The following is a 17,542-nucleotide window of genomic DNA, read 5'->3' on the forward strand; positions in this document are numbered from 1 at the left end:
GTCGCATCGGAGGAGAGGGAAATGGCAAAAGGCTATGTGATCGTGAACGCCGTCGTCACGGACCTGGAGAAATATGCGGCGTACCGGCCGCTGGCAGCCGCGGCAATCGAAGAATTCGGCGGCCGCTACCTCGCTCGCGGCGGTAAAAGCGAGACCCTCGAAGGTTCGTTGCTCCCGCGCGGTGTCGTGATCGAATTCGACGATTACGACACCGCGGTCAAGTGGTACCACTCAGCCGGGTATGAAGCGGCGCGCAATGTGCGAGACGGCGCAGCCGAGATGCACATGATGGTGGTGGAAGGCGTATAAGCTTTCCGCTCAAAAGCCCGCGCAAGCGCTTCAATCCGAACTGCTGTCAGACCTGATTCATCGTCATTTCTTGAGGAAACCATGAGTGCCATCGTAGATATCATCGGTCGCGAGATTCTCGACTCGCGCGGCAACCCCACCGTCGAATGCGACGTCCTGCTGGAATCGGGCACGATGGGCCGCGCCGCGGTGCCGTCGGGCGCATCGACCGGATCGCGCGAAGCAATCGAGTTGCGCGACGGCGAAGCCGGCCGCTACGGCGGCAAGGGCGTGCTGAAGGCGGTCGAACACATCAATACCGAAATCTCCGAAGCCATCATGGGCCTCGATGCATCGGAACAGGCGTTCCTGGACAAGACCCTGCTCGAACTCGACGGCACCGACAACAAGTCGCGCCTCGGCGCAAACGCCATGCTCGCCGTTTCCATGGCCGTGGCAAAAGCCGCGGCTGAGGAAGCCGGCTTGCCGCTGTATCGCTATTTCGGCGGATCGGGCGCTATGCAATTGCCGGTTCCCATGATGAACATCGTGAACGGCGGCGCGCATGCGAACAACAGCCTGGACATCCAGGAATTCATGATCGTGCCAGTCAGCCAGCCGACGTTCCGCGAAGCGTTGCGTTGCGGCGCGGAAGTGTTTCACGCGCTCAAGAAGATCCTGAGCGACCGCGGCATGAGCACGGCCGTGGGCGACGAAGGCGGATTTGCGCCGAATTTCGGCAGCAACGACGAATGCCTGTCGACCATCGTTCAGGCAATCGAGAAAGCGGGTTATCGTGCGGGCGAAGATGTTTTGCTGGCTTTGGACTGCGCTGCCAGCGAGTTCTATCACGATGGCAAATATCAACTGGCGGGCGAAGGTCTGCAGTTGTCGTCCACTGAATTCGCCGATTATCTCGCCACGCTCGCCGACAAATTCCCGATCGTTTCGATTGAAGACGGCATGCACGAAAGCGACTGGGACGGCTGGAAGATCCTCACCGATAAACTCGGCAAGAAAATCCAATTGGTGGGCGACGACTTGTTCGTAACCAATACGCGCATCTTGAAGGAAGGCATCGAAAAGGGCATTGCCAATTCGATCCTCATCAAGATCAACCAGATCGGCACGCTGACTGAAACTTTTGCAGCAATCGAAATGGCGAAGCGCGCGGGTTACACTGCCGTTATCTCGCATCGTTCGGGCGAAACGGAAGATTCGACGATTGCGGATATCGCGGTCGGCCTGAATGCCGGACAGATCAAGACAGGTTCGCTGTCGCGTAGCGACCGGATCTCGAAGTACAACCAGTTGCTGCGTATTGAAGAAGATCTCGGCGATATCGCGAGCTACCCGGGCAAGTCGGCCTTCTACAATTTGCGCTGAAGCTAAAGCTTTCGCGCAAACGGACGTTAGTCTGGTTAGCCGATTGATTCAGTCCGCCGCCCCGTGTTCAAGCGAACCCGGGGCGGCGCCGAAATACAAGTTGAAGTTTCAGCGTTTTCTCTTGCCTCTTAAATGCGGATTGTCACCTTTGTCCTGATCCTGCTGCTGGCGATGATCCAGTATCCGCTGTGGTGGGGGCACGGTGGCTGGTTGCGCGTTCACGAGCTGCAGCAGCAACTGGTCAATCAAACGAAGAAGAACGTGGATTTGAAGCTGCGCAATGAACGCGTGCAGGGCGAAGTCGCGGATTTGCAGAATGGCACGGCGGCTGTTGAAGAACGCGCGCGCTATGAAATGGGCATGATGAAGGACAGCGAGGTTTTCGTGCAGTTTGTATCGCCAAATTCCGCTGCACCGGCGAACTCCGTGAACGCCCAATCGAGCGCGTCTACGCGAGGGCAAGTTTCCGCTGCACCTTTGCGAGTTGTACCTAATCCGGTTTCAAAATCCAAGGAAGAACGCCGTGCGTTTGAGCGACAGGCGACTAAAGAGAAACAGGACGCCGCCAAGAAGAAAGCGGGCGGATGACTTAAACCTGAATCGAGTGAAATGAAAAAGCCGTTCAACGCGAGTTGAACGGCTTTTTATCAACAGGACGGGATCAAACGTTCCGACTACCAGTAATACCCAGGGTAGCCGACACCAATACCCGTGCCCCATCTGTTACCCCATCCGCCGCTCGAATAACCGCCGTACACCGTAACAGGCGGCCGATAGTATTGCGAATACGCCTGAGCCGCTGCTTCCGCGGCCATCGCTTGTTGCTGCTCGGCGAGCACTTGCCGGTCGATCTGGTTGTAGCGTTGTTGCTCTTCAGGCGAAAGCGGCTGAGCCGCCTGGTTTTGTGCCACCGGCAAACGGCTATATACCGGCGAAGGTCCCGGCGGATCCATCATGCATCCGCTGAGCGCAAGCAACGTTGCGCCACACACGGCGCCGGCCAGTTGCTTCGATAAACATCCAAAGGGTTTCATGTCGACCTCCAGCGGGCCGGGCTACTAATCGGACAGGGATGATGCCACGCCGCAGAGCACCGAAGCGCTATACCGCGACGTCTTGTTACAGACCACCCAACTCTGGCCGCGAGACATCGATCAGTGCCGCTGATCCGGCGCCGGGCTGACGCCTTGCGAGATTTCTCCCGCGACAAAAAGCTGCGCCACGTCCACAGGATCGAATTCGTAGCGCTGATTGCAGAATTCGCAGTGCACTTCCACGCTGCCACGTTCCTCGATCACGCTATCCACTTCTTCAGGGCCCAGCATTTTCAGCATGCCGCCCACTTTTTCACGCGAACACGTGCACTCGAAACGCGCTTGTGCCGGCTCGAAATGCTGCACGTTTTCCTGCCAGAAAAGCCGCTTGAAAACTGTTTCCGGCTCTTCTTTCAACAGCTCCTCGTTCGATAATGTGCCGCCGAGGTGGCACACGCGCTGCCACGTATCGGCATCGTGTTCGCCCGGATGTGGGACGATACCGCCATCGCCCGGAAGCTTTTGCAGCAGCATGCCGACCGCGCGCTCGGTGTTCGCGGCGAGCCACATGCGCGTGTCGAGCTGCTCTGAATGATGCATATAGTGTTCCAGCACCTCGGCCATTGACGCGAGCGGCCCATGCTCACCGCTCAGCGGCACGATACCTTGATATGCCTGCTGGCCCGGCTGCTTGTCGCGCGGATCGAGCGTGATCACGCAGCGGCCCTGACCGTTGCGGTTGAGCAGGTCGGGCAGGGTCATGTCGTCGGTAATCGCGACGGGCGTTTCGCTCGTGCCTTCTATGGACTCCGCGAGCTTCGCCGTCGCGCGCAACGACAGGTCGGAATTGCACTGCACGACGAGCATAGTCACGGGTCCGTCGCCGTAGATCTGCATGATCAACGTGCCATCGAACTTGAGATTTGCCGAAAGCAGCGCGCACGCGGCCATCATTTCGCCGAGCACGTTGCGAACGGGCGCCGGATAGGAGCGGCGCGTCAGCACTTCCTGCCACGTATCGCGCAACGAGACGATCTCGCCGCGCACGGGCGCCGCGTTGAACATGAATTTTTGCAGCTGATCGTTAACCACGCTGGGGTCCTTTAATCGATAACGCAACGCGTCCAAAAGCGGCGTTCAGCCGATCCGTACGAGTTGCGCTTTGTAATATTCGCGGCGTTCCACGTAACCACGTGTGCCGGCCTGCATCTTTGCAATATCCGCTTCCGTCAGTTCACGCACGGCTTTCGCGGGTGCGCCGAGGATCAGGGTGTTATCGGGGAAAATCTTGCCTTCGGTCACCACGGCGCCTGCACCAACCAGACAATTGCGGCCAATTACCGCTCCATTCAAGACCACGGCCTGAATTCCGACGAGCGCACCTTCTTTGATCGTGCATCCGTGCAACATCGCCTGATGGCCGACAGTCACGTTCGCCTCAATGGTCAGCGGAAATCCTGGGTCCGTGTGAAGCACCGCGCCTTCCTGGATGTTGCTGCCATGGCCGAGCACGATCGGCTCGTTGTCCGCGCGCAGCGAAGCGCCGAACCAGACGCTCGAGTTCTCTTCGAGCGTCACGCGGCCGATGATGGTCGCCGTATCGGCAACAAATACACTTTCGTGGATGGTCGGTGCGGCATCGCCGAGCTTGTAGATTGCCACTATGTCTCCTGGGCTGGACGCGGGTTGGGCGGCGGGCCTGGCGCCGCGGCGGGACAGTACAATCAGTCGAAACAGGAAGCAGGTCGACGATTGTCCGGGTTTTACATTGCGGCGCGGCCCGCTTCGTGCCGACGAATTCAATAATTGGCCGTGCAAAACCGCTATTTTAGCCGTTTGCGGTGAACCGCCGTGCGCTCGGGCGCTGAAGCTGGAACGGGTTGGTTCCAGAGCGCAATACGAACGCATATCAAAACACTCGAGAATCATGTCCGATCAGCCCGATTTGTCCATTACGTTATCTGGTTCATCCAGCGTCCGGCACGCTGCGCTCGCGTTGCTGCGAGAACGTGATCCATCGGTCAAGGCCGACGCCACGCAGCTTTTCCACGACCGCATGCTCGCGATGGACGTTACGTTCGACCCCACCGCCAAGATTGCCGATCCGCTCGACCTTCCCGGGCGCCCTGACGCGCCGGAACTGGTCGCACCATCGGCGTTGAAACGGCGCAGCATGCAGTCCGACGCTGGCCGCGCCGTGTTGTTGCACGCGCTCGCGCACATCGAATTCAACGCCGTTAATCTGGCGCTCGATGCCGTCTGGCGGTTTCCATCGATGCCCGAGGCTTTTTACAGTGACTGGTTCAAGGTTGCGGCCGAAGAAGCAAAGCATTTTTCGATGCTCAGCGCGAGGCTGGCCGATTTCGGCCACGCATACGGCGATTTCCCCGCGCACGATGGCCTCTGGGAAATGGCCGAACGCACGCGCGGAGACGTGCTCGCGCGCATGGCGCTCGTGCCGCGCACGCTGGAAGCACGCGGACTCGACGCCGCGCCGCCAATCCGCCGGCGTCTTGCGCAGGCGGGTGACCATGCGTCGGCGGCCATTCTCGACGTGATTCTCCACGATGAAATCGGTCACGTGCTAATCGGCAATCACTGGTTCCGGCATTTGTGCGAGAAGGCCAACGCCGATCCGCACGTCACGTACGAGGCCCTTGCCGAGCGGTATCACGCGCCAAGACTGCGCGGCCCATTCAATTTCGAAGCGCGCCGCGACGCCGGTTTCGATGAAGCCGAGTTGCGCGCGCTGGCAGGCCTCGACGCCGCTGAGTCGTCCCAATGAAAACGCCCACATCTGAATTCCTGACGACGCGCGGCACGCGCTTGCACGTACGACGCTGGGGCTCGCCCGATGCACCCATCCTCTTCATGTTGCACGGCTGGATGGACGTTTCCGCGTCGTTCCAATTTGTCGTCGATGCGCTTGCCGGCGACTGGCAGGTCATCGCCCCCGATGCTCGCGGTTTCGGTCTATCGGACTGGCCGGTGGCCGAAGGAAGGGGCGGGCACTACTGGTTCCAGGACTATCTCGCCGATCTCGATGCCCTGATCGACCACTACGCGCCGCATCGCGAGCAGGCGAACCTGGTCGGCCACAGCATGGGCGCGAACGTCGTTTGCCTGTATGCGGGCGTGCGGCCGGAGCGCGTGCGTCGTGTGGTCGATCTGGAGGGATTCGGGATGGCCGCGACACAACCCGGCCGGGCGCCGGCACGCCTCGCGCAATGGCTGGACGATCTACGCATGCCGCCCGCGCTCAATACCTATGCCACGCTCGACGATGTCGCCCAGCGCCTGATCCGCACGAATCCGCGCTTGCCGCTCTCGAAGGCGCGGTTTCTGGCCCAACACTGGTCGAAGGCGGATGACAGCGGCCGTTTCCACTTGCTGGCCGATCCCGCGCACAAGCTGCGTGGTCCGGTTTTGTATCGACTTGAAGAGGTCATGGCCATCTGGTCGAAAGTCGAGGCAAGGGTTTTGCACGTCGAAGCAGTCGGGTCGCCGACTCTCGCCGCGATTGCGGCTGACGTTCCTATCGATGAATTCAAGCAGCGCTTCACCGCTTTTGCCGACTGGCGCGAAGAATTTGTCCCCGACGCGGGTCACATGCTGCACCACGACCAGCCGGAGCGAATTGCAGCGCTGATAGAGGCGTTTTGCGGCTGAACCGCTTTGACGCGTTGCAGTAGAATGAATAGATGACTACTGAGTTCCGCCGATGAACGCCGACCTGCATTGCCACTCCACCGTCTCCGATGGCCAGCTCGCTCCAGCCGAAGTTGCCGCGCGGGCTCACGCGGGTGGCGTAACGTTGTGGTCGCTGACCGATCACGACCAGATCGGCGGCCAGCGCGAGGCGCGCGAAGCAGCCAAAGCGCTGGGCATGGACTACGTAGGCGGTGTCGAGATCTCGGTCACGTGGGCCGGCCGCACGGTTCACGTCGTTGGACTCAACGTGGACGCGGATTGCCAGGAACTCATCGATGGCCTTGCCGAGACGCGTAGTGGCCGCCGGGCCCGTGGCGAAGCCATCGGGCAAGCGCTGGCCGGAATCGGCATTTCCGGCGCCTACGAAGGCGCGCTAACCTACGTGAACGACCCGGCCATGATCTCGCGCACCCATTTCGCGCGATTTCTGGTGGACAAGGGATATGCCGAATCCACGTCGGATGTGTTCTCTAAGTATCTCGGCGACGGAAAGCCCGGTTTTGTCGGGCATCGATGGTCGAAACTCGCCGACGCCATGAAGTGGATCAAGGCGGCAGGCGGCGAGGCGGTGATTGCGCACCCCGGACGCTACGACTTTTCGCAGGTCGAATTCGCCGCGCTTTTCGATGAATTCATCCAGCTCGGCGGCCGTGCCATCGAAGTGGTGACAGGCAGTCACACGCCGGATCAGTATCGCGAATATGCGGACGTTGCGCGTCGTTATGGCTTCTACGCATCGCGCGGTTCGGATTTTCATGCGGCGGGCGAAGGGCGTATCGACCTTGGCCAGTTGCCGCCGCTTCCCGCCGATCTGAAACCCGTATGGGAATGTCTGCGCTGAATTCCTGCGCTGAAACTCGCATAATCCTTGTAGAACCCGGGCGCACTAGCGCCGTTTGTCGCGCAATGGCATTCATTTGCGGGTATTCTGCCGAGTTCACATTTTAAGTTTCGGGCAAAAACCAACCCGCTATTCTTCGGGCAACTTTTCTAGTCCTCTGGTCATGTCTCAGTTCTTTCGGATTCACCCGGATAATCCGCAGCCGCGCCTGATCAATCAGGCGGTGCAGATCATCAACGATGGCGGCATCGTCGCGTTGCCGACCGACTCGAGTTACGCGCTGGCGTGTCATCTCGACGACAAGAATGCCGTCGAGCGCATCCGCCGCATTCGCGGGCTCGACGATAAACAACTGCTTTCGCTGCTGGTACGGGATTTATCGGAGTTATCGAACTTTGCAATGGTCGATAACCGGAACTATCGTCTGATCAAATCCGTGACGCCGGGTCCTTACGTGTTCGTATTGCAGGCCACCAAGGAAGTCCCGCGCCGGCTTTCGCATCCGTCGCGCAAGACCATTGGCCTGCGCGTGCCGAATCACGCGATCACGCTTGCGCTACTGGAAGCGCTCGGCCAGCCGCTGCTTGGCTCGACGCTGATCATGCCGGGTGACGTGCATCCGCTCAACGACGCCGAGGAAATTCGCGAGAAACTGGAAAAACAAATTGATCTCGTAATCGATGCCGGCGCGTGCCCAATGGAACCGTCCACCGTGATCGACCTGACAGGCGAAGATCCGGTGCTCGTGCGTCCGGGGCTCGGCAGTCTGGAGCCTTTCGGGCTCACCGCTGACAACGCGCAATGACATCGTCGGCAAACATTTCTATCAGCTGATTTTCCGCAATGACACAATAGAACGAAGCGTGGGCACGAGCGCAGGGACACCGCGCAGCGGCCCGCGAAAGCTCGCAACGACCCGCCATGAGTGGCGCCACAACTGCTTGATACAATAGCGAGCTATGGATTCCTCCCTGATACAAACCATCGCGGTCTACGCGCTCCCCGTGATTTTCGCGATCACGCTGCACGAGGCCGCGCACGGCTATGCGGCCCGCCTTCTCGGCGACAACACGGCGTACGTGCTCGGGCGCGTTTCGCTCAATCCGATGCGCCACATCGATCCCATCGGCACGTTGGCCATTCCGCTGGTGCTCTATTTCGTCACGAGCGGCGCATTCATGTTCGGTTACGCAAAACCGGTTCCGGTCGCGTTCGGCAATCTGCGCAACCCGCGCTGGGGCAGCTTGTGGGTCGCGGCTGCCGGCCCGGCGAGTAACTTCGCGCAGGCGCTGATCTGGGACGTGATCGCCGTGCTGCTCGCAGCTTTCAACGTCAACGAACCGTTTTTGACGCGCATGGCCGCGGCGGGCGTCGGCGTGAATCTCGTGCTGGGCGTGCTCAACCTTTTTCCGCTGCCGCCGCTCGACGGCGGTCGCGTGCTGATGGCTTTGCTGCCGGTGCGCGCATCGATCATGTTGTCGCGGCTCGAGCCGTACGGATTTTTTATCGTGATGGCGCTGGTCATGACCGGCACCCTGACGCGTTTCTGGCTCGGACCGCTGGTGAGCGCCGGCTACGTTGCGGTGTCGGCCGTCTTGAATCCCCTTGCTTCGCTTTTCCAATAAAACCATGTTCCCTGACCGTATCTTCTCCGGCATGCGGCCTACCGGCTCGCTGCATCTAGGCCACTATCACGGCGTGCTCAAGAACTGGGTGCGGCTGCAGTCCGAATACCCGTGCTTTTTCGCGGTCGTCGACTGGCATGCACTGACGACGCACTACGAAACGCCCGAGGTCATCGAGAAGAACGTGTGGGAAGTGCTGATCGACTGGCTCGCGTCAGGCATCGATCCGGCGCAAGCGACGCTTTTCATCCAGAGCCGCGTGCCTGAACATGCCGAGCTGGCGCTGTTGCTCGGCATGGGAACGCCGCTCGGCTGGCTCGAACGCGTGCCGACCTACAAGGAACAGATCGAGAAGCTCAAGGAAAAAGATCTGACCACGTACGGTTTTCTCGGTTATCCGGTGCTGATGGCCGCGGACATCTTGTTGTATCGCGCGTCGCTCGTGCCGGTGGGCGAGGACCAGGTGCCGCACGTGGAAATGACGCGTGAAATCGCGCGGCGCTTCAACTATCTTTATGGACGTGAAGCGGATTTCGAAGATAAGGCGCTCGATGCTGCCAAGAAGCTCGGCGGCAAGCGTTCGAAGCTTTATCACGAGTTGCGCGTCGCGTATCAGCAAGAAGGTGACAACGAAGCGCTCGAACAAGCACGCGCGATGTTGCAGGAATCGCAGAGCTTGTCCATGAACGATCGCGAGCGCCTTTTCGGTTATCTGGAAGGCGCGCGCAAGATCATCCTGGTCGAGCCGCAAGTGTTGTTGACCGAAGCGTCGCGCATGCCCGGTCTCGACGGCGCCAAGATGTCCAAGTCGTATGGCAATACCATCGGCTTGCGTGAAGACGCGGAAAGCATCACGAAGAAAGTGCGCACCATGCCGACCGATCCGGCGCGCGTTCGCCGCACCGATCCGGGCGATCCGGACAAATGCCCGGTATGGCAGCTGCATCAGGTCTATACCGACGAAGCCACGCACGAATGGGTGCAAAAAGGTTGTCGCACGGCCGGAATTGGCTGCCTCGAATGCAAGCAGCCGGTGATTGAAGGGATCTTGCGCGAGCAGCAGCCCATGCTCGAGCGCGCGCAAAAGTACATGGACGATCCTTCGCTGTTGCGCGCCATCGTGGCTGACGGTTGCGACAAGGCGCGCAAATTCGCGGTCGAAACCATGCGCGAAGTTCGCGACGCCATGGGCCTTTCCTATAATTGAAGCATCGAGTAATGTCGACTACTGCGCCGCATACGCCTCCAACAACTGCCAGCGAATGGATCGTGCAATGGTCGCATCTGGTGGAGAAGGGCGGTGCGGTCCTCGACGTCGCCGCCGGCAACGGCCGTCATGCGCGTTATTTTGCGTCGCGGGGACATAACGTTTTGGCGTTGGACCACGATGAAACCGCGCTCGCGAATCTCGCTGCCGTGCAGCACGTAACCACGCGCCGCGCTGATCTGGAAAATGCGGCGTGGCCCTTGCGCGAAGACGAAAAGTTCGTCGCCGTGGTGGTGACGAATTACCTTCACCGACCGCTGTTTCCCTTCCTTTTCGATGCACTCGCGCCCGGCGGCGTCCTGCTCTACGAAACCTTTGCCGCGGGCAACGCGCAATACGGCAAACCATCGAATCCCGACTTCCTGCTCAATCCCGGCGAATTGCTGGACGCGGTCCGCCCGCGCTTGCGAGTCATCGCTTATCAGGATGGTTTTATCAGCGTGCCGCGTGCATCCTGTGTGCAGCGCATTTGCGCAGTAGCTGAGCAGGCGCCACAGTCTTCTGGCCTTACGGACCGTAACAATGCCGCAACCCCGGATCGTTACGTTCTGCAGGGCTAATCCGCTACAATCGCTTTTTCCGACCAATTTCCATAGCGTTTCATGACAAACGGAACACACGGCGGCATCCAGATCCGCGGCAGCATTCCTGCCATCGTCACCCCGATGCACGAGGACGGTAGTCTCGATCTGCCGGCGTTTCGAAAACTGATCGACTGGCATGTCGAAGAGGGTTCGAACGGACTCGTGGTCGTCGGCACCAGCGGTGAATCAGCCACGCTTTCCGTGGAAGAGCACGTGCTGATGGTGAAAACCGCCGTCGACCATGCTGCAAAGCGCTTCCCGATCATCGCGGGCGCGGGTGGCAATTCCACCTCTGAAGCCGTCGAACTGGCGCGCGCCGCGAAAGAAGTTGGCGCCGACGCCACGTTGCAAGTTGTTCCTTACTACAACAAGCCCACGCAGGAAGGCATGTACCAGCACTTCCGCAAGATCGCGGAATCGGTCGATCTGCCTGTGATCCTGTACAACGTGCCCGGCCGTACCGTTGCCGACATGAACCACGACACCGTGATTCGCCTGGCGAGCGTGCCGGGGATCATCGGCGTGAAGGAAGCGACGGGCAACATCGACCGTGCGGCGAACCTGATCAAGGAAGCACCAGAGCATTTCGCCATCTACAGCGGCGACGACCCAACCGCAATCGCATTGATGCTGCTCGGCGGCCACGGCAATATTTCGGTGACGGCGAACGTCGCACCGCGCGCCATGAGCGAACTTTGCCGCGCAGCGCTCGCTGGCGACGCCATCACGGCACGCAAGATTCATTTGAGCCTTTTGTCCCTGCACAAAAACATGTTTTGTGAATCGAACCCGATTCCCGCGAAGTGGGCGCTTACCGCGCTTGGCCGCATGGAAAGCGGGATTCGCCTGCCGCTGACGCCGCTCGACGCCCGGTATCACGACGTCGTGCGCGATGCGTTGCGCGAGACAGGGCTTTTGGCCTGACTTACCGAAAGGCGAATGCGCTTGAACATCACGCGCGTTCGCCTGTTTGCAGTGCATCCCGGCCGCGCTACCGTTCGGCCAGCCAGCGAGTGTCATCAACCCGTCGTTCATCGACCCGTTCCCGGCTTAGCTTCCAGGCAACGCGCATTCAGCATCACGAAGGACCTCATGAAACGTTCCGCCTTATTCAATCACGCTCGCAGTCTGGGCGTGCTGTCGCTTGGAATCGGCACGCTTATCTCGCTTGCCGGTTGTGACACGTTGAACGACTGGCTCGCGCCGGATCGTGTGAACTACAAGGGTGCTGAAACGGCGCCATCGCTTGCCGTGCCATCGGACCTGACCACGGGCGACATCAGCCAGCGTTATGCAGCCCCGCCCAAACTCAACTCGCTCGGCGGCGCCGCGCCCCGTTCGCTGACGCCGGCGGGTAATGCAACGGTCGGCTTGCCGACGCCGCAAGACCCGTTCGGCATGCACGTGGAACGCGACGGCGATCGCCGCTGGCTCGTGGTCGATGGCCGTTCGCCCGACCAGCTCTGGCCGCAGTTGCAGGAGTTCTGGGAAGAGAACGGCTTCACGCTCAAAACCGATGCGCCGGCGACCGGCATCATGTCCACCGACTGGGCTGAAAACCGCGCGAACATTCCGGACGACTGGTTCAGGAAGAGCGTGGGCAAGCTGATCGACTTTGCATATTCATCGGGTACGCGCGACCAGTTCCGCACGCTCGTGGAACGTGGTTCGAACAACTCCACGGACATTTCGATCAGCCACAGCGCAATGGAAGAAGTGCTCACCGGCCAGGACAAGACATCGTCCAAATGGGAAGAACGTCCGCGCAACCCGGCGCTCGAAGCGGCGTTCCTTGCGAAGCTGATGGAGAAGTTCGGTCTGACGGACGCGCAAGCCAAGCAATTGCTGACCGATGCACGTCCGGCGGAACCTGCCATCGCGCTCGATCAATCAGGTGGTACGTCCACGCTCGACATTTCCGAGCCGTTCGATCGCGCCTGGTTGCGAGTCGGCCTGGCGCTGGATCGTACGAATTTCACGGTGGACAACCGCGACCGCGCGAAGGGCGTGTACTACGTGCGTTTCTCCGATTCCATGGCAGAGCTGAAGAAGGAAGGCTTGCTTGGCAAGCTGTTCAGTGGCGGCACGCCGAAGCCATCGCGGGAATTCATGGTCAATGTGCGTCCGAAAGCCGATGCCCTGACCCAGATCGCAGTGGTCGATGCCAACGGCCAGGTCGATACATCCACTGATGCTCAGCGCATTGTCGCGTTGCTGCACGCACAGTTGAACTAGGTTCTCGCCAATGCGCTTTGCCAGTCTCGGCAGTGGCAGTGAAGGCAACGCACTGCTGGTCGAGTCGACGAGCGGCACGACCACCACGCGTGTGCTGCTGGACTGCGGTTTCTCGGCCAAGGAAGTCGAGCGGCGCCTGGCGCGGCTCGACGTTCGCCCTGATCAGCTCGATGCCATTTTCATCACGCACGAGCATACGGATCACATCGGCGGCGCGCTGACACTGGCGCGTAAATGGTCCATTCCATTGCACATGAGCTGGGGCACGGCGCGCGCGGTTGGCGCCGACGACGCGCCGGTCGATTTACACGTGCTTTGGGGCGACGAGAGCGTCGCTGTAGGTAATCTGCATGTGTTGCCTTATACCGTTCCCCACGACGCACGCGAGCCCCTCCAGTACGTGTTTTCCGACGGCGCAAGCCGCTTGGGCGTCCTGACGGATGTGGGTGTCGCCACGCCGCATATCACCAGCACCTTGAGTGGTTGCGACGCGCTGGTGCTCGAATCGAACCATGACGTAGAGATGCTCGCCACGAGCCGATATCCGGCGTCGTTGAAGGCGCGCATCGGCGGCATGCACGGGCATCTGAACAACGATGCCGCGGCCGCCATCCTCGCGTCGCTGGACCGATCGAAATTGCGCCATCTGGTCGCGGCGCACCTGAGCCAGCAGAACAACCTGCCGGCGCTCGCCCAGGCGGCGCTGGCTGCCGTTTTAGGCGCTACAGCCACCGACGTGATGGTTGCAACGCAAACCGACGGCTTCGACTGGTTGTCCCTCTAAAACACCTCGTATTCCGAACGATAAAATCCAGATGCAGCAGACGTAAAAAAACCGGCCCGAGGGCCGGTTTTTTCGTAAGCCTACAAATTCAACCTTGTGGGCTTACTGCGGAGGCTTCGTTTCCTGCTGTATAGATAATGCTCAAGAGCGGGAAACTAGGCCTCTGACTGATTGCTTACTGGCTTGCGCCCGAAGCAGCAGCAGCCGGAGCAGCAGCGTCCGATGCCGTTGCAGCAGCCGAAGCTGCGTCGCTTGCAGCAGCCGTAGCGCTCGATGCTGCGTCCGTTGCGGAAGCCGCAGCGTCCGAAGCAGCAGCTGCCGGTGCCGAAGCAGCCGACGTATCGCTAGCAGCGCCCGGAGCAGCCGTATCGCTAGACTTGTTGCATGCAGCAAGAGCAACAGCAGCCAACAGGGATGCTACGAGGAGAGATTTCTTCATGATCACGTCCTTTTATGGTTAAAGGTAAGCAACAGCGCAAAGTACCGGTAATGTGTGCTCCAACACCGACCCGGGCCGTTGTGGACTCACATTATGTATGGTTGTGAGACTTCCTACGGCTTGGGCGGAAATTATATGCACTTTCGTACTGACCGTCGATAAACGCAGGGACAATACGTTGTCTTTCTCATACATTTCATCAGCCTGCGATAACAACCCGGCGAACTACAAGACCAAACAACGCTAGGCGTTCGCGTCGACTTGAATCCAGCCCGCACAATACCACTCGTGCAGTAGCACTGTCATTGACGAATCTCCAGAGAGTGTTACAAACCGTTTCCCCTCCAGATATCGCTTGTCGGCGAGTTCAAGCAACCATTTTCTGGCTTTCGGCGACATTAATTCGCGTTCGCCATTCAGAAAATAAGCGTGCTTGTCATAAAGCAGTACAGTTTTTTTATCGAGCTTCAAACCGGACTGCTTTGCACGCTCGATAAACCGCTTTTCATTCAAAGGACGTTGCGGCGGATCAAATACGACATTCGCCTTTGGTTCGCTCAAATAACTCCCGATAAAACCAGCAACATCTTTCTCATTCCATTCAATCTTCGCAAGGATCGCGCCTACTCGCTCCAGCAGAAGGGGAGGCAATTGCGCGGGGTTAGTGACGGCGGGCTGCGTAGGGTCGCGATAACGCTGTTCACTCTTGCCGCCAGCACCCGTTATATCTTCGATGCGCTCGGCCAGGTGATATAGGAATTGCCCTGACAATTCGGCCACGGACGGCGCCCGGAAGCCGATCGAACAGGTCATGCATTCGCCCTCGGCCACGCCGTCGTGAGCAATATGCGGCGGCAAATAGAGCATGTCGCCAGGCTCGAGCACCCATTCCTCATCGGCTTCGAAGTGCTGTAAAACTTTCAACGGCAATCCCTCTTTTAGCGAGAGATCGCGCTGCGCGCCAAAGCGCCAGCGGCGCTTGCCGTGCACCTGCAACAAGAAGACATCGTAGGAATCGAAATGCGCGCCAACGCCGCCGCCGTCCGTTGCATACGAGATCATCAGGTCGTCCAGACGTGCATCGGGAATGAAACGGAAGCGGTCCAGCAGCCCTCGGGCGCGATCGTCGTGCAGGTTCACGCCTTGCACGAGCAATGTCCAGTCACGCTTTTTCACGGGTGGCAATTCATCCGGTGCAAACGGCCCGTGCTCCATGGCCCAGGATTGGCGAAAATGTGTGATCAGGCGCGACTCGGTGTCTTCGCTGTCGGCGAGTTCGAACAGCTCGTCGCGCGATAATGGCGCCTGGATGCCGGGAATCGCCTGACGGATCAGCAGCGGCTTTTTCTGCCAATACCGGCGCATGAATTGCGCGGGCGTGATGCCGCCGAGGAGGGTTGCAGGTTCGTCGGGAAGCGGCACCGCGAAAGGAGTTGAGGGAACGTTAGGGGACTGCGCTGGCATCGTATAATTGAGGCTTGTATCTTGGAGAATCCAATGAAAATCGCAAAAGACACCGTCGTATCAGTCGCCTATAAGCTGTCTGACGCTCATGGCAACCTGATCGAGGAAAGCGACGAGCCGATGGTCTATCTGCACGGCGGCTATGATGGCACGTTCCCCAAGATCGAGGAAGCACTCGACGGTCAGGAAGCCGGCTATCAGACGCAATTGCAGCTGGAGCCGCAAGACGCGTTCGGCGAGTACGATCCCGATCTCGTGAAGGTGGAGGCGCGCGGCCGCTTTCCTGAGCCGCTCGAAGTCGGCATGCAGTTCGAGGGCACGCCGGAAGACGGCGAGGACGAACTCGATTCGCTGATCTACACCGTAACCGACGTCGCGGAAGACAAGGTCGTGCTCGACGGCAATCATCCGCTAGCCGGCATGGCGCTGCGTTTCGCGTTGAACGTGCAGGAAGTGCGTGAAGCCACCGAAGACGAAAAAGAGCATCAGCACGCACACGGGCTGGATGGTCTGGAAGTGCTCGACGAAGACGAGGAAGAGCCAGGCAAGGACACGGGTCCGACCTTGCATTGAGGCGCGGTAGTTAGCGTCGATGCAAGTATTGATGCGAAGTGGAACAAGGCGCAGGCAGGTTGCTGCGCCTTTGTTTTATTTCATTGCACAGGACTGGCTGGAGTCGATGCACCGCTTGCCGGCGTTGGCACATTCGACGGCGTGCCCAGGATCGGCGGCATAGTTGGCGGTGGATTTGAATTGATCAACGGCGGCATTTGAGGCACGGCATTGGACGCTGCGCCGTCACTTGCAGAGGCCGGTGCTGGATATTGCTGCACCGGTTGCATCTGCTGGGAAAACGATGACGGCCCGGGTGCGCCGTTCTCCACGCTTGGCATGGACGACGCGGCGGGTGCCGATCCCTGTGCAGATCCTTGAGCTTGGCTATTCGGCCGAATGGTTACGTCCCGTACACGAACACGAAAGGGCGGCCGCCAGTTCAGGTCGGACTCGACTTCGAGCCACTGCGATTGCGGATTCTTCAATCCGATTGCGATGCGCGTCAGATTCCCCACAACGGCGCCCTTGTCATTGCGCAAGGGTTGATCGATACGAAACCCCTTGGCAATGGGCGTGTCCGAGTTGTGGATCACAATCATCGGACCACGAAATGATTCCGCGGCTTTCACCAGGCTGCGTTTCAGTTCGAGAAAGCCATCGCGCGATGCGTCGCCGCGCGAGAAGCGCAGCCATGCGAAACGATCGCGCCGTTCGTAACGCGCGAAATCCGGATCGCCCTGGAGGATCACGACGACCGCGCGCAAGTCGCTACGGCGGGCGTTTTCCACTGCGTGTTCGAGCCAGAACGCGTTGGCGACCGAGCGATCCTCGAATTCGCCGTTGCGCCCGCCGGCAGTCGAGTAGTGGTTGTTTGGCGCGGGCGCGTTCAGGCCGATGAACGCAATGCCGTTCGCCTGCCATCGAACGTTTTCACGGAACGGTCGAAAGCGCGCGACATCGCTTTCGCGAATCATGCTGATCGGCGTCTGACCGAGCGAATTCGAGTCGCCGAAGAATAGCTGGCGAATAAAGTCGAGGCGTTCGACCGGATCGTAACCACCGGCTTGCGACATATTGCACGACGCCCAGTCGTTACCGCCAGGAAGCAGGACCACAGGTTTGCGCGAACTGTCGAAGATTTGCTGGCGCGTGTTGTAGAGCGTGTCGCGGCACGGCTCTGCTTCGCTTTTGAGATTGCCGTCGTAGACAATGAACGACGTATTGCGATCCCGTCCAATGGCATCGAGCATTTGTTGCAACGCGGTTTCGTCGGCTGGTTTATTCACGACGTTCGATGCAATCGCGAAGCTCATCGGCGCTGTTTCAGCG

Annotated in this window: 20 protein-coding genes; 14 read left to right on the forward strand and 6 right to left on the reverse strand. The window is 59.7% G+C overall.

Annotated elements, in window-relative coordinates; all coding sequences use genetic code 11:
* Window positions 1-21: 21 nt before the first annotated feature.
* The 3 genes from ASG35_RS02910 to ftsB all read left to right on the forward strand — a co-directional run bounded on the left by ASG35_RS02910 (window position 22) and on the right by ftsB (window position 2,262).
* Window positions 22-309, forward strand: a complete 288-nt coding sequence (locus ASG35_RS02910) for a DUF1330 domain-containing protein (RefSeq protein ID WP_056352522.1) — start codon at window positions 22-24, stop codon at window positions 307-309.
* An 81-nt stretch (window positions 310-390) separates the two neighbouring features.
* Complete coding sequence (gene eno, locus ASG35_RS02915; protein WP_056352523.1) at window positions 391-1,674, forward strand: phosphopyruvate hydratase; 1,284 nt, start codon at window positions 391-393, stop codon at window positions 1,672-1,674.
* 132 nt (window positions 1,675-1,806) lie between these two features.
* Complete coding sequence (ftsB, locus tag ASG35_RS02920; RefSeq protein WP_056352525.1) at window positions 1,807-2,262, forward strand: cell division protein FtsB; 456 nt, start codon at window positions 1,807-1,809, stop codon at window positions 2,260-2,262.
* 86 nt (window positions 2,263-2,348) lie between these two features.
* On the opposite strand, the gene ASG35_RS02925 is transcribed toward ftsB, so the two are convergent.
* The 3 genes from ASG35_RS02925 to ASG35_RS02935 form a co-directional block, all read right to left on the reverse strand.
* Window positions 2,349-2,708: a hypothetical protein gene (locus ASG35_RS02925; protein WP_056352527.1), complete on the reverse strand. Its 360-nt coding sequence runs from the start codon at window positions 2,706-2,708 to the stop codon at window positions 2,349-2,351.
* A 120-nt stretch (window positions 2,709-2,828) separates the two neighbouring features.
* The gene (hslO, locus tag ASG35_RS02930) at window positions 2,829-3,773 is read right to left on the reverse strand and encodes an Hsp33 family molecular chaperone HslO (protein WP_056352944.1); all 945 of its coding nucleotides are present in this window, start codon (window positions 3,771-3,773) and stop codon (window positions 2,829-2,831) included.
* 72 nt (window positions 3,774-3,845) lie between these two features.
* On the reverse strand, window positions 3,846-4,370 hold the full coding sequence (locus ASG35_RS02935) for a gamma carbonic anhydrase family protein (protein ID WP_056352529.1): 525 nt from the start codon (window positions 4,368-4,370) through the stop codon (window positions 3,846-3,848).
* A gap of 265 nt (window positions 4,371-4,635) precedes the next feature.
* Here ASG35_RS02935 and ASG35_RS02940 point away from each other — a divergent pair, with 265 nt between their 5' ends.
* From ASG35_RS02940 to ASG35_RS02985, 10 genes are all read left to right on the forward strand, one after another.
* A complete protein-coding gene (locus ASG35_RS02940; protein WP_056352532.1) occupies window positions 4,636-5,493 on the forward strand; it encodes a ferritin-like domain-containing protein in 858 nt (285 codons plus the stop codon).
* Window positions 5,490-6,377 (forward strand): alpha/beta fold hydrolase, encoded by an 888-nt coding sequence (locus tag ASG35_RS02945; protein ID WP_056352534.1) that lies wholly within the window; start codon window positions 5,490-5,492, stop codon window positions 6,375-6,377. Before ASG35_RS02940 ends, ASG35_RS02945 begins: the two co-directional genes overlap by 4 nt.
* 52 nt (window positions 6,378-6,429) lie before the next feature.
* Window positions 6,430-7,260, forward strand: a complete 831-nt coding sequence (locus tag ASG35_RS02950; protein ID WP_056352536.1) for a 3',5'-nucleoside bisphosphate phosphatase — start codon at window positions 6,430-6,432, stop codon at window positions 7,258-7,260.
* A gap of 163 nt (window positions 7,261-7,423) precedes the next feature.
* A complete protein-coding gene (locus ASG35_RS02955) occupies window positions 7,424-8,065 on the forward strand; it encodes an L-threonylcarbamoyladenylate synthase (RefSeq protein WP_056352537.1) in 642 nt (213 codons plus the stop codon).
* Between the two features lie 154 nt (window positions 8,066-8,219).
* Window positions 8,220-8,885 (forward strand): site-2 protease family protein, encoded by a 666-nt coding sequence (locus ASG35_RS02960; RefSeq protein WP_056352540.1) that lies wholly within the window; start codon window positions 8,220-8,222, stop codon window positions 8,883-8,885.
* Between the two features lie 4 nt (window positions 8,886-8,889).
* Window positions 8,890-10,092, forward strand: coding sequence for a tryptophan--tRNA ligase (locus ASG35_RS02965; protein ID WP_056352541.1), 1,203 nt, complete (start codon window positions 8,890-8,892; stop codon window positions 10,090-10,092).
* Window positions 10,089-10,712, forward strand: a complete 624-nt coding sequence (locus ASG35_RS02970; protein WP_442854798.1) for a class I SAM-dependent methyltransferase — start codon at window positions 10,089-10,091, stop codon at window positions 10,710-10,712. The genes ASG35_RS02965 and ASG35_RS02970 overlap by 4 nt, the downstream gene beginning before the upstream one ends.
* Window positions 10,713-10,754: 42 nt before the next feature.
* Window positions 10,755-11,660, forward strand: a complete 906-nt coding sequence (gene dapA, locus ASG35_RS02975; RefSeq protein WP_056352545.1) for a 4-hydroxy-tetrahydrodipicolinate synthase — start codon at window positions 10,755-10,757, stop codon at window positions 11,658-11,660.
* 168 nt (window positions 11,661-11,828) lie between these two features.
* Window positions 11,829-12,971, forward strand: a complete 1,143-nt coding sequence (gene bamC, locus ASG35_RS02980) for an outer membrane protein assembly factor BamC (RefSeq protein ID WP_056352946.1) — start codon at window positions 11,829-11,831, stop codon at window positions 12,969-12,971.
* A 10-nt stretch (window positions 12,972-12,981) separates the two neighbouring features.
* Window positions 12,982-13,755 (forward strand): MBL fold metallo-hydrolase, encoded by a 774-nt coding sequence (locus ASG35_RS02985; RefSeq protein ID WP_056352547.1) that lies wholly within the window; start codon window positions 12,982-12,984, stop codon window positions 13,753-13,755.
* 175 nt (window positions 13,756-13,930) lie between these two features.
* On the opposite strand, the gene ASG35_RS30650 is transcribed toward ASG35_RS02985, so the two are convergent.
* Window positions 13,931-14,194: a hypothetical protein gene (locus tag ASG35_RS30650; RefSeq protein ID WP_075360448.1), complete on the reverse strand. Its 264-nt coding sequence runs from the start codon at window positions 14,192-14,194 to the stop codon at window positions 13,931-13,933.
* A 243-nt stretch (window positions 14,195-14,437) separates the two neighbouring features.
* Complete coding sequence (locus ASG35_RS02990; RefSeq protein WP_056352549.1) at window positions 14,438-15,658, reverse strand: cupin domain-containing protein; 1,221 nt, start codon at window positions 15,656-15,658, stop codon at window positions 14,438-14,440.
* Window positions 15,659-15,691: 33 nt separating this feature from the next.
* Here ASG35_RS02990 and ASG35_RS02995 point away from each other — a divergent pair, with 33 nt between their 5' ends.
* Window positions 15,692-16,231: an FKBP-type peptidyl-prolyl cis-trans isomerase gene (locus ASG35_RS02995; protein ID WP_056352551.1), complete on the forward strand. Its 540-nt coding sequence runs from the start codon at window positions 15,692-15,694 to the stop codon at window positions 16,229-16,231.
* An 80-nt stretch (window positions 16,232-16,311) separates the two neighbouring features.
* On the opposite strand, the gene ASG35_RS03000 is transcribed toward ASG35_RS02995, so the two are convergent.
* Window positions 16,312-17,526, reverse strand: coding sequence for a hypothetical protein (locus tag ASG35_RS03000; protein ID WP_235527425.1), 1,215 nt, complete (start codon window positions 17,524-17,526; stop codon window positions 16,312-16,314).
* Window positions 17,527-17,542 lie beyond the last annotated feature (16 nt).

Source organism: Burkholderia sp. Leaf177 (genome assembly GCF_001424345.1).
Classification (GTDB): domain Bacteria; phylum Pseudomonadota; class Gammaproteobacteria; order Burkholderiales; family Burkholderiaceae; genus Caballeronia.

Coding starts and splice junctions, on each gene's coding strand:
- ASG35_RS02910 (WP_056352522.1), top strand. CDS start 22: ATGGCAAAAGGCTATGTGATCGTGAACGCCGTCGTCACGGACCTGGAG.
- eno (WP_056352523.1), top strand. CDS start 391: ATGAGTGCCATCGTAGATATCATCGGTCGCGAGATTCTCGACTCGCGC.
- ftsB (WP_056352525.1), top strand. CDS start 1,807: ATGCGGATTGTCACCTTTGTCCTGATCCTGCTGCTGGCGATGATCCAG.
- ASG35_RS02925 (WP_056352527.1), bottom strand. CDS start 2,708: ATGAAACCCTTTGGATGTTTATCGAAGCAACTGGCCGGCGCCGTGTGT.
- hslO (WP_056352944.1), bottom strand. CDS start 3,773: ATGTTCAACGCGGCGCCCGTGCGCGGCGAGATCGTCTCGTTGCGCGAT.
- ASG35_RS02940 (WP_056352532.1), top strand. CDS start 4,636: ATGTCCGATCAGCCCGATTTGTCCATTACGTTATCTGGTTCATCCAGC.
- ASG35_RS02945 (WP_056352534.1), top strand. CDS start 5,490: ATGAAAACGCCCACATCTGAATTCCTGACGACGCGCGGCACGCGCTTG.
- ASG35_RS02950 (WP_056352536.1), top strand. CDS start 6,430: ATGAACGCCGACCTGCATTGCCACTCCACCGTCTCCGATGGCCAGCTC.
- ASG35_RS02955 (WP_056352537.1), top strand. CDS start 7,424: ATGTCTCAGTTCTTTCGGATTCACCCGGATAATCCGCAGCCGCGCCTG.
- ASG35_RS02960 (WP_056352540.1), top strand. CDS start 8,220: ATGGATTCCTCCCTGATACAAACCATCGCGGTCTACGCGCTCCCCGTG.
- ASG35_RS02965 (WP_056352541.1), top strand. CDS start 8,890: ATGTTCCCTGACCGTATCTTCTCCGGCATGCGGCCTACCGGCTCGCTG.
- dapA (WP_056352545.1), top strand. CDS start 10,755: ATGACAAACGGAACACACGGCGGCATCCAGATCCGCGGCAGCATTCCT.
- bamC (WP_056352946.1), top strand. CDS start 11,829: ATGAAACGTTCCGCCTTATTCAATCACGCTCGCAGTCTGGGCGTGCTG.
- ASG35_RS02985 (WP_056352547.1), top strand. CDS start 12,982: ATGCGCTTTGCCAGTCTCGGCAGTGGCAGTGAAGGCAACGCACTGCTG.
- ASG35_RS30650 (WP_075360448.1), bottom strand. CDS start 14,194: ATGAAGAAATCTCTCCTCGTAGCATCCCTGTTGGCTGCTGTTGCTCTT.
- ASG35_RS02990 (WP_056352549.1), bottom strand. CDS start 15,658: ATGCCAGCGCAGTCCCCTAACGTTCCCTCAACTCCTTTCGCGGTGCCG.
- ASG35_RS02995 (WP_056352551.1), top strand. CDS start 15,692: ATGAAAATCGCAAAAGACACCGTCGTATCAGTCGCCTATAAGCTGTCT.
- ASG35_RS03000 (WP_235527425.1), bottom strand. CDS start 17,526: ATGAGCTTCGCGATTGCATCGAACGTCGTGAATAAACCAGCCGACGAA.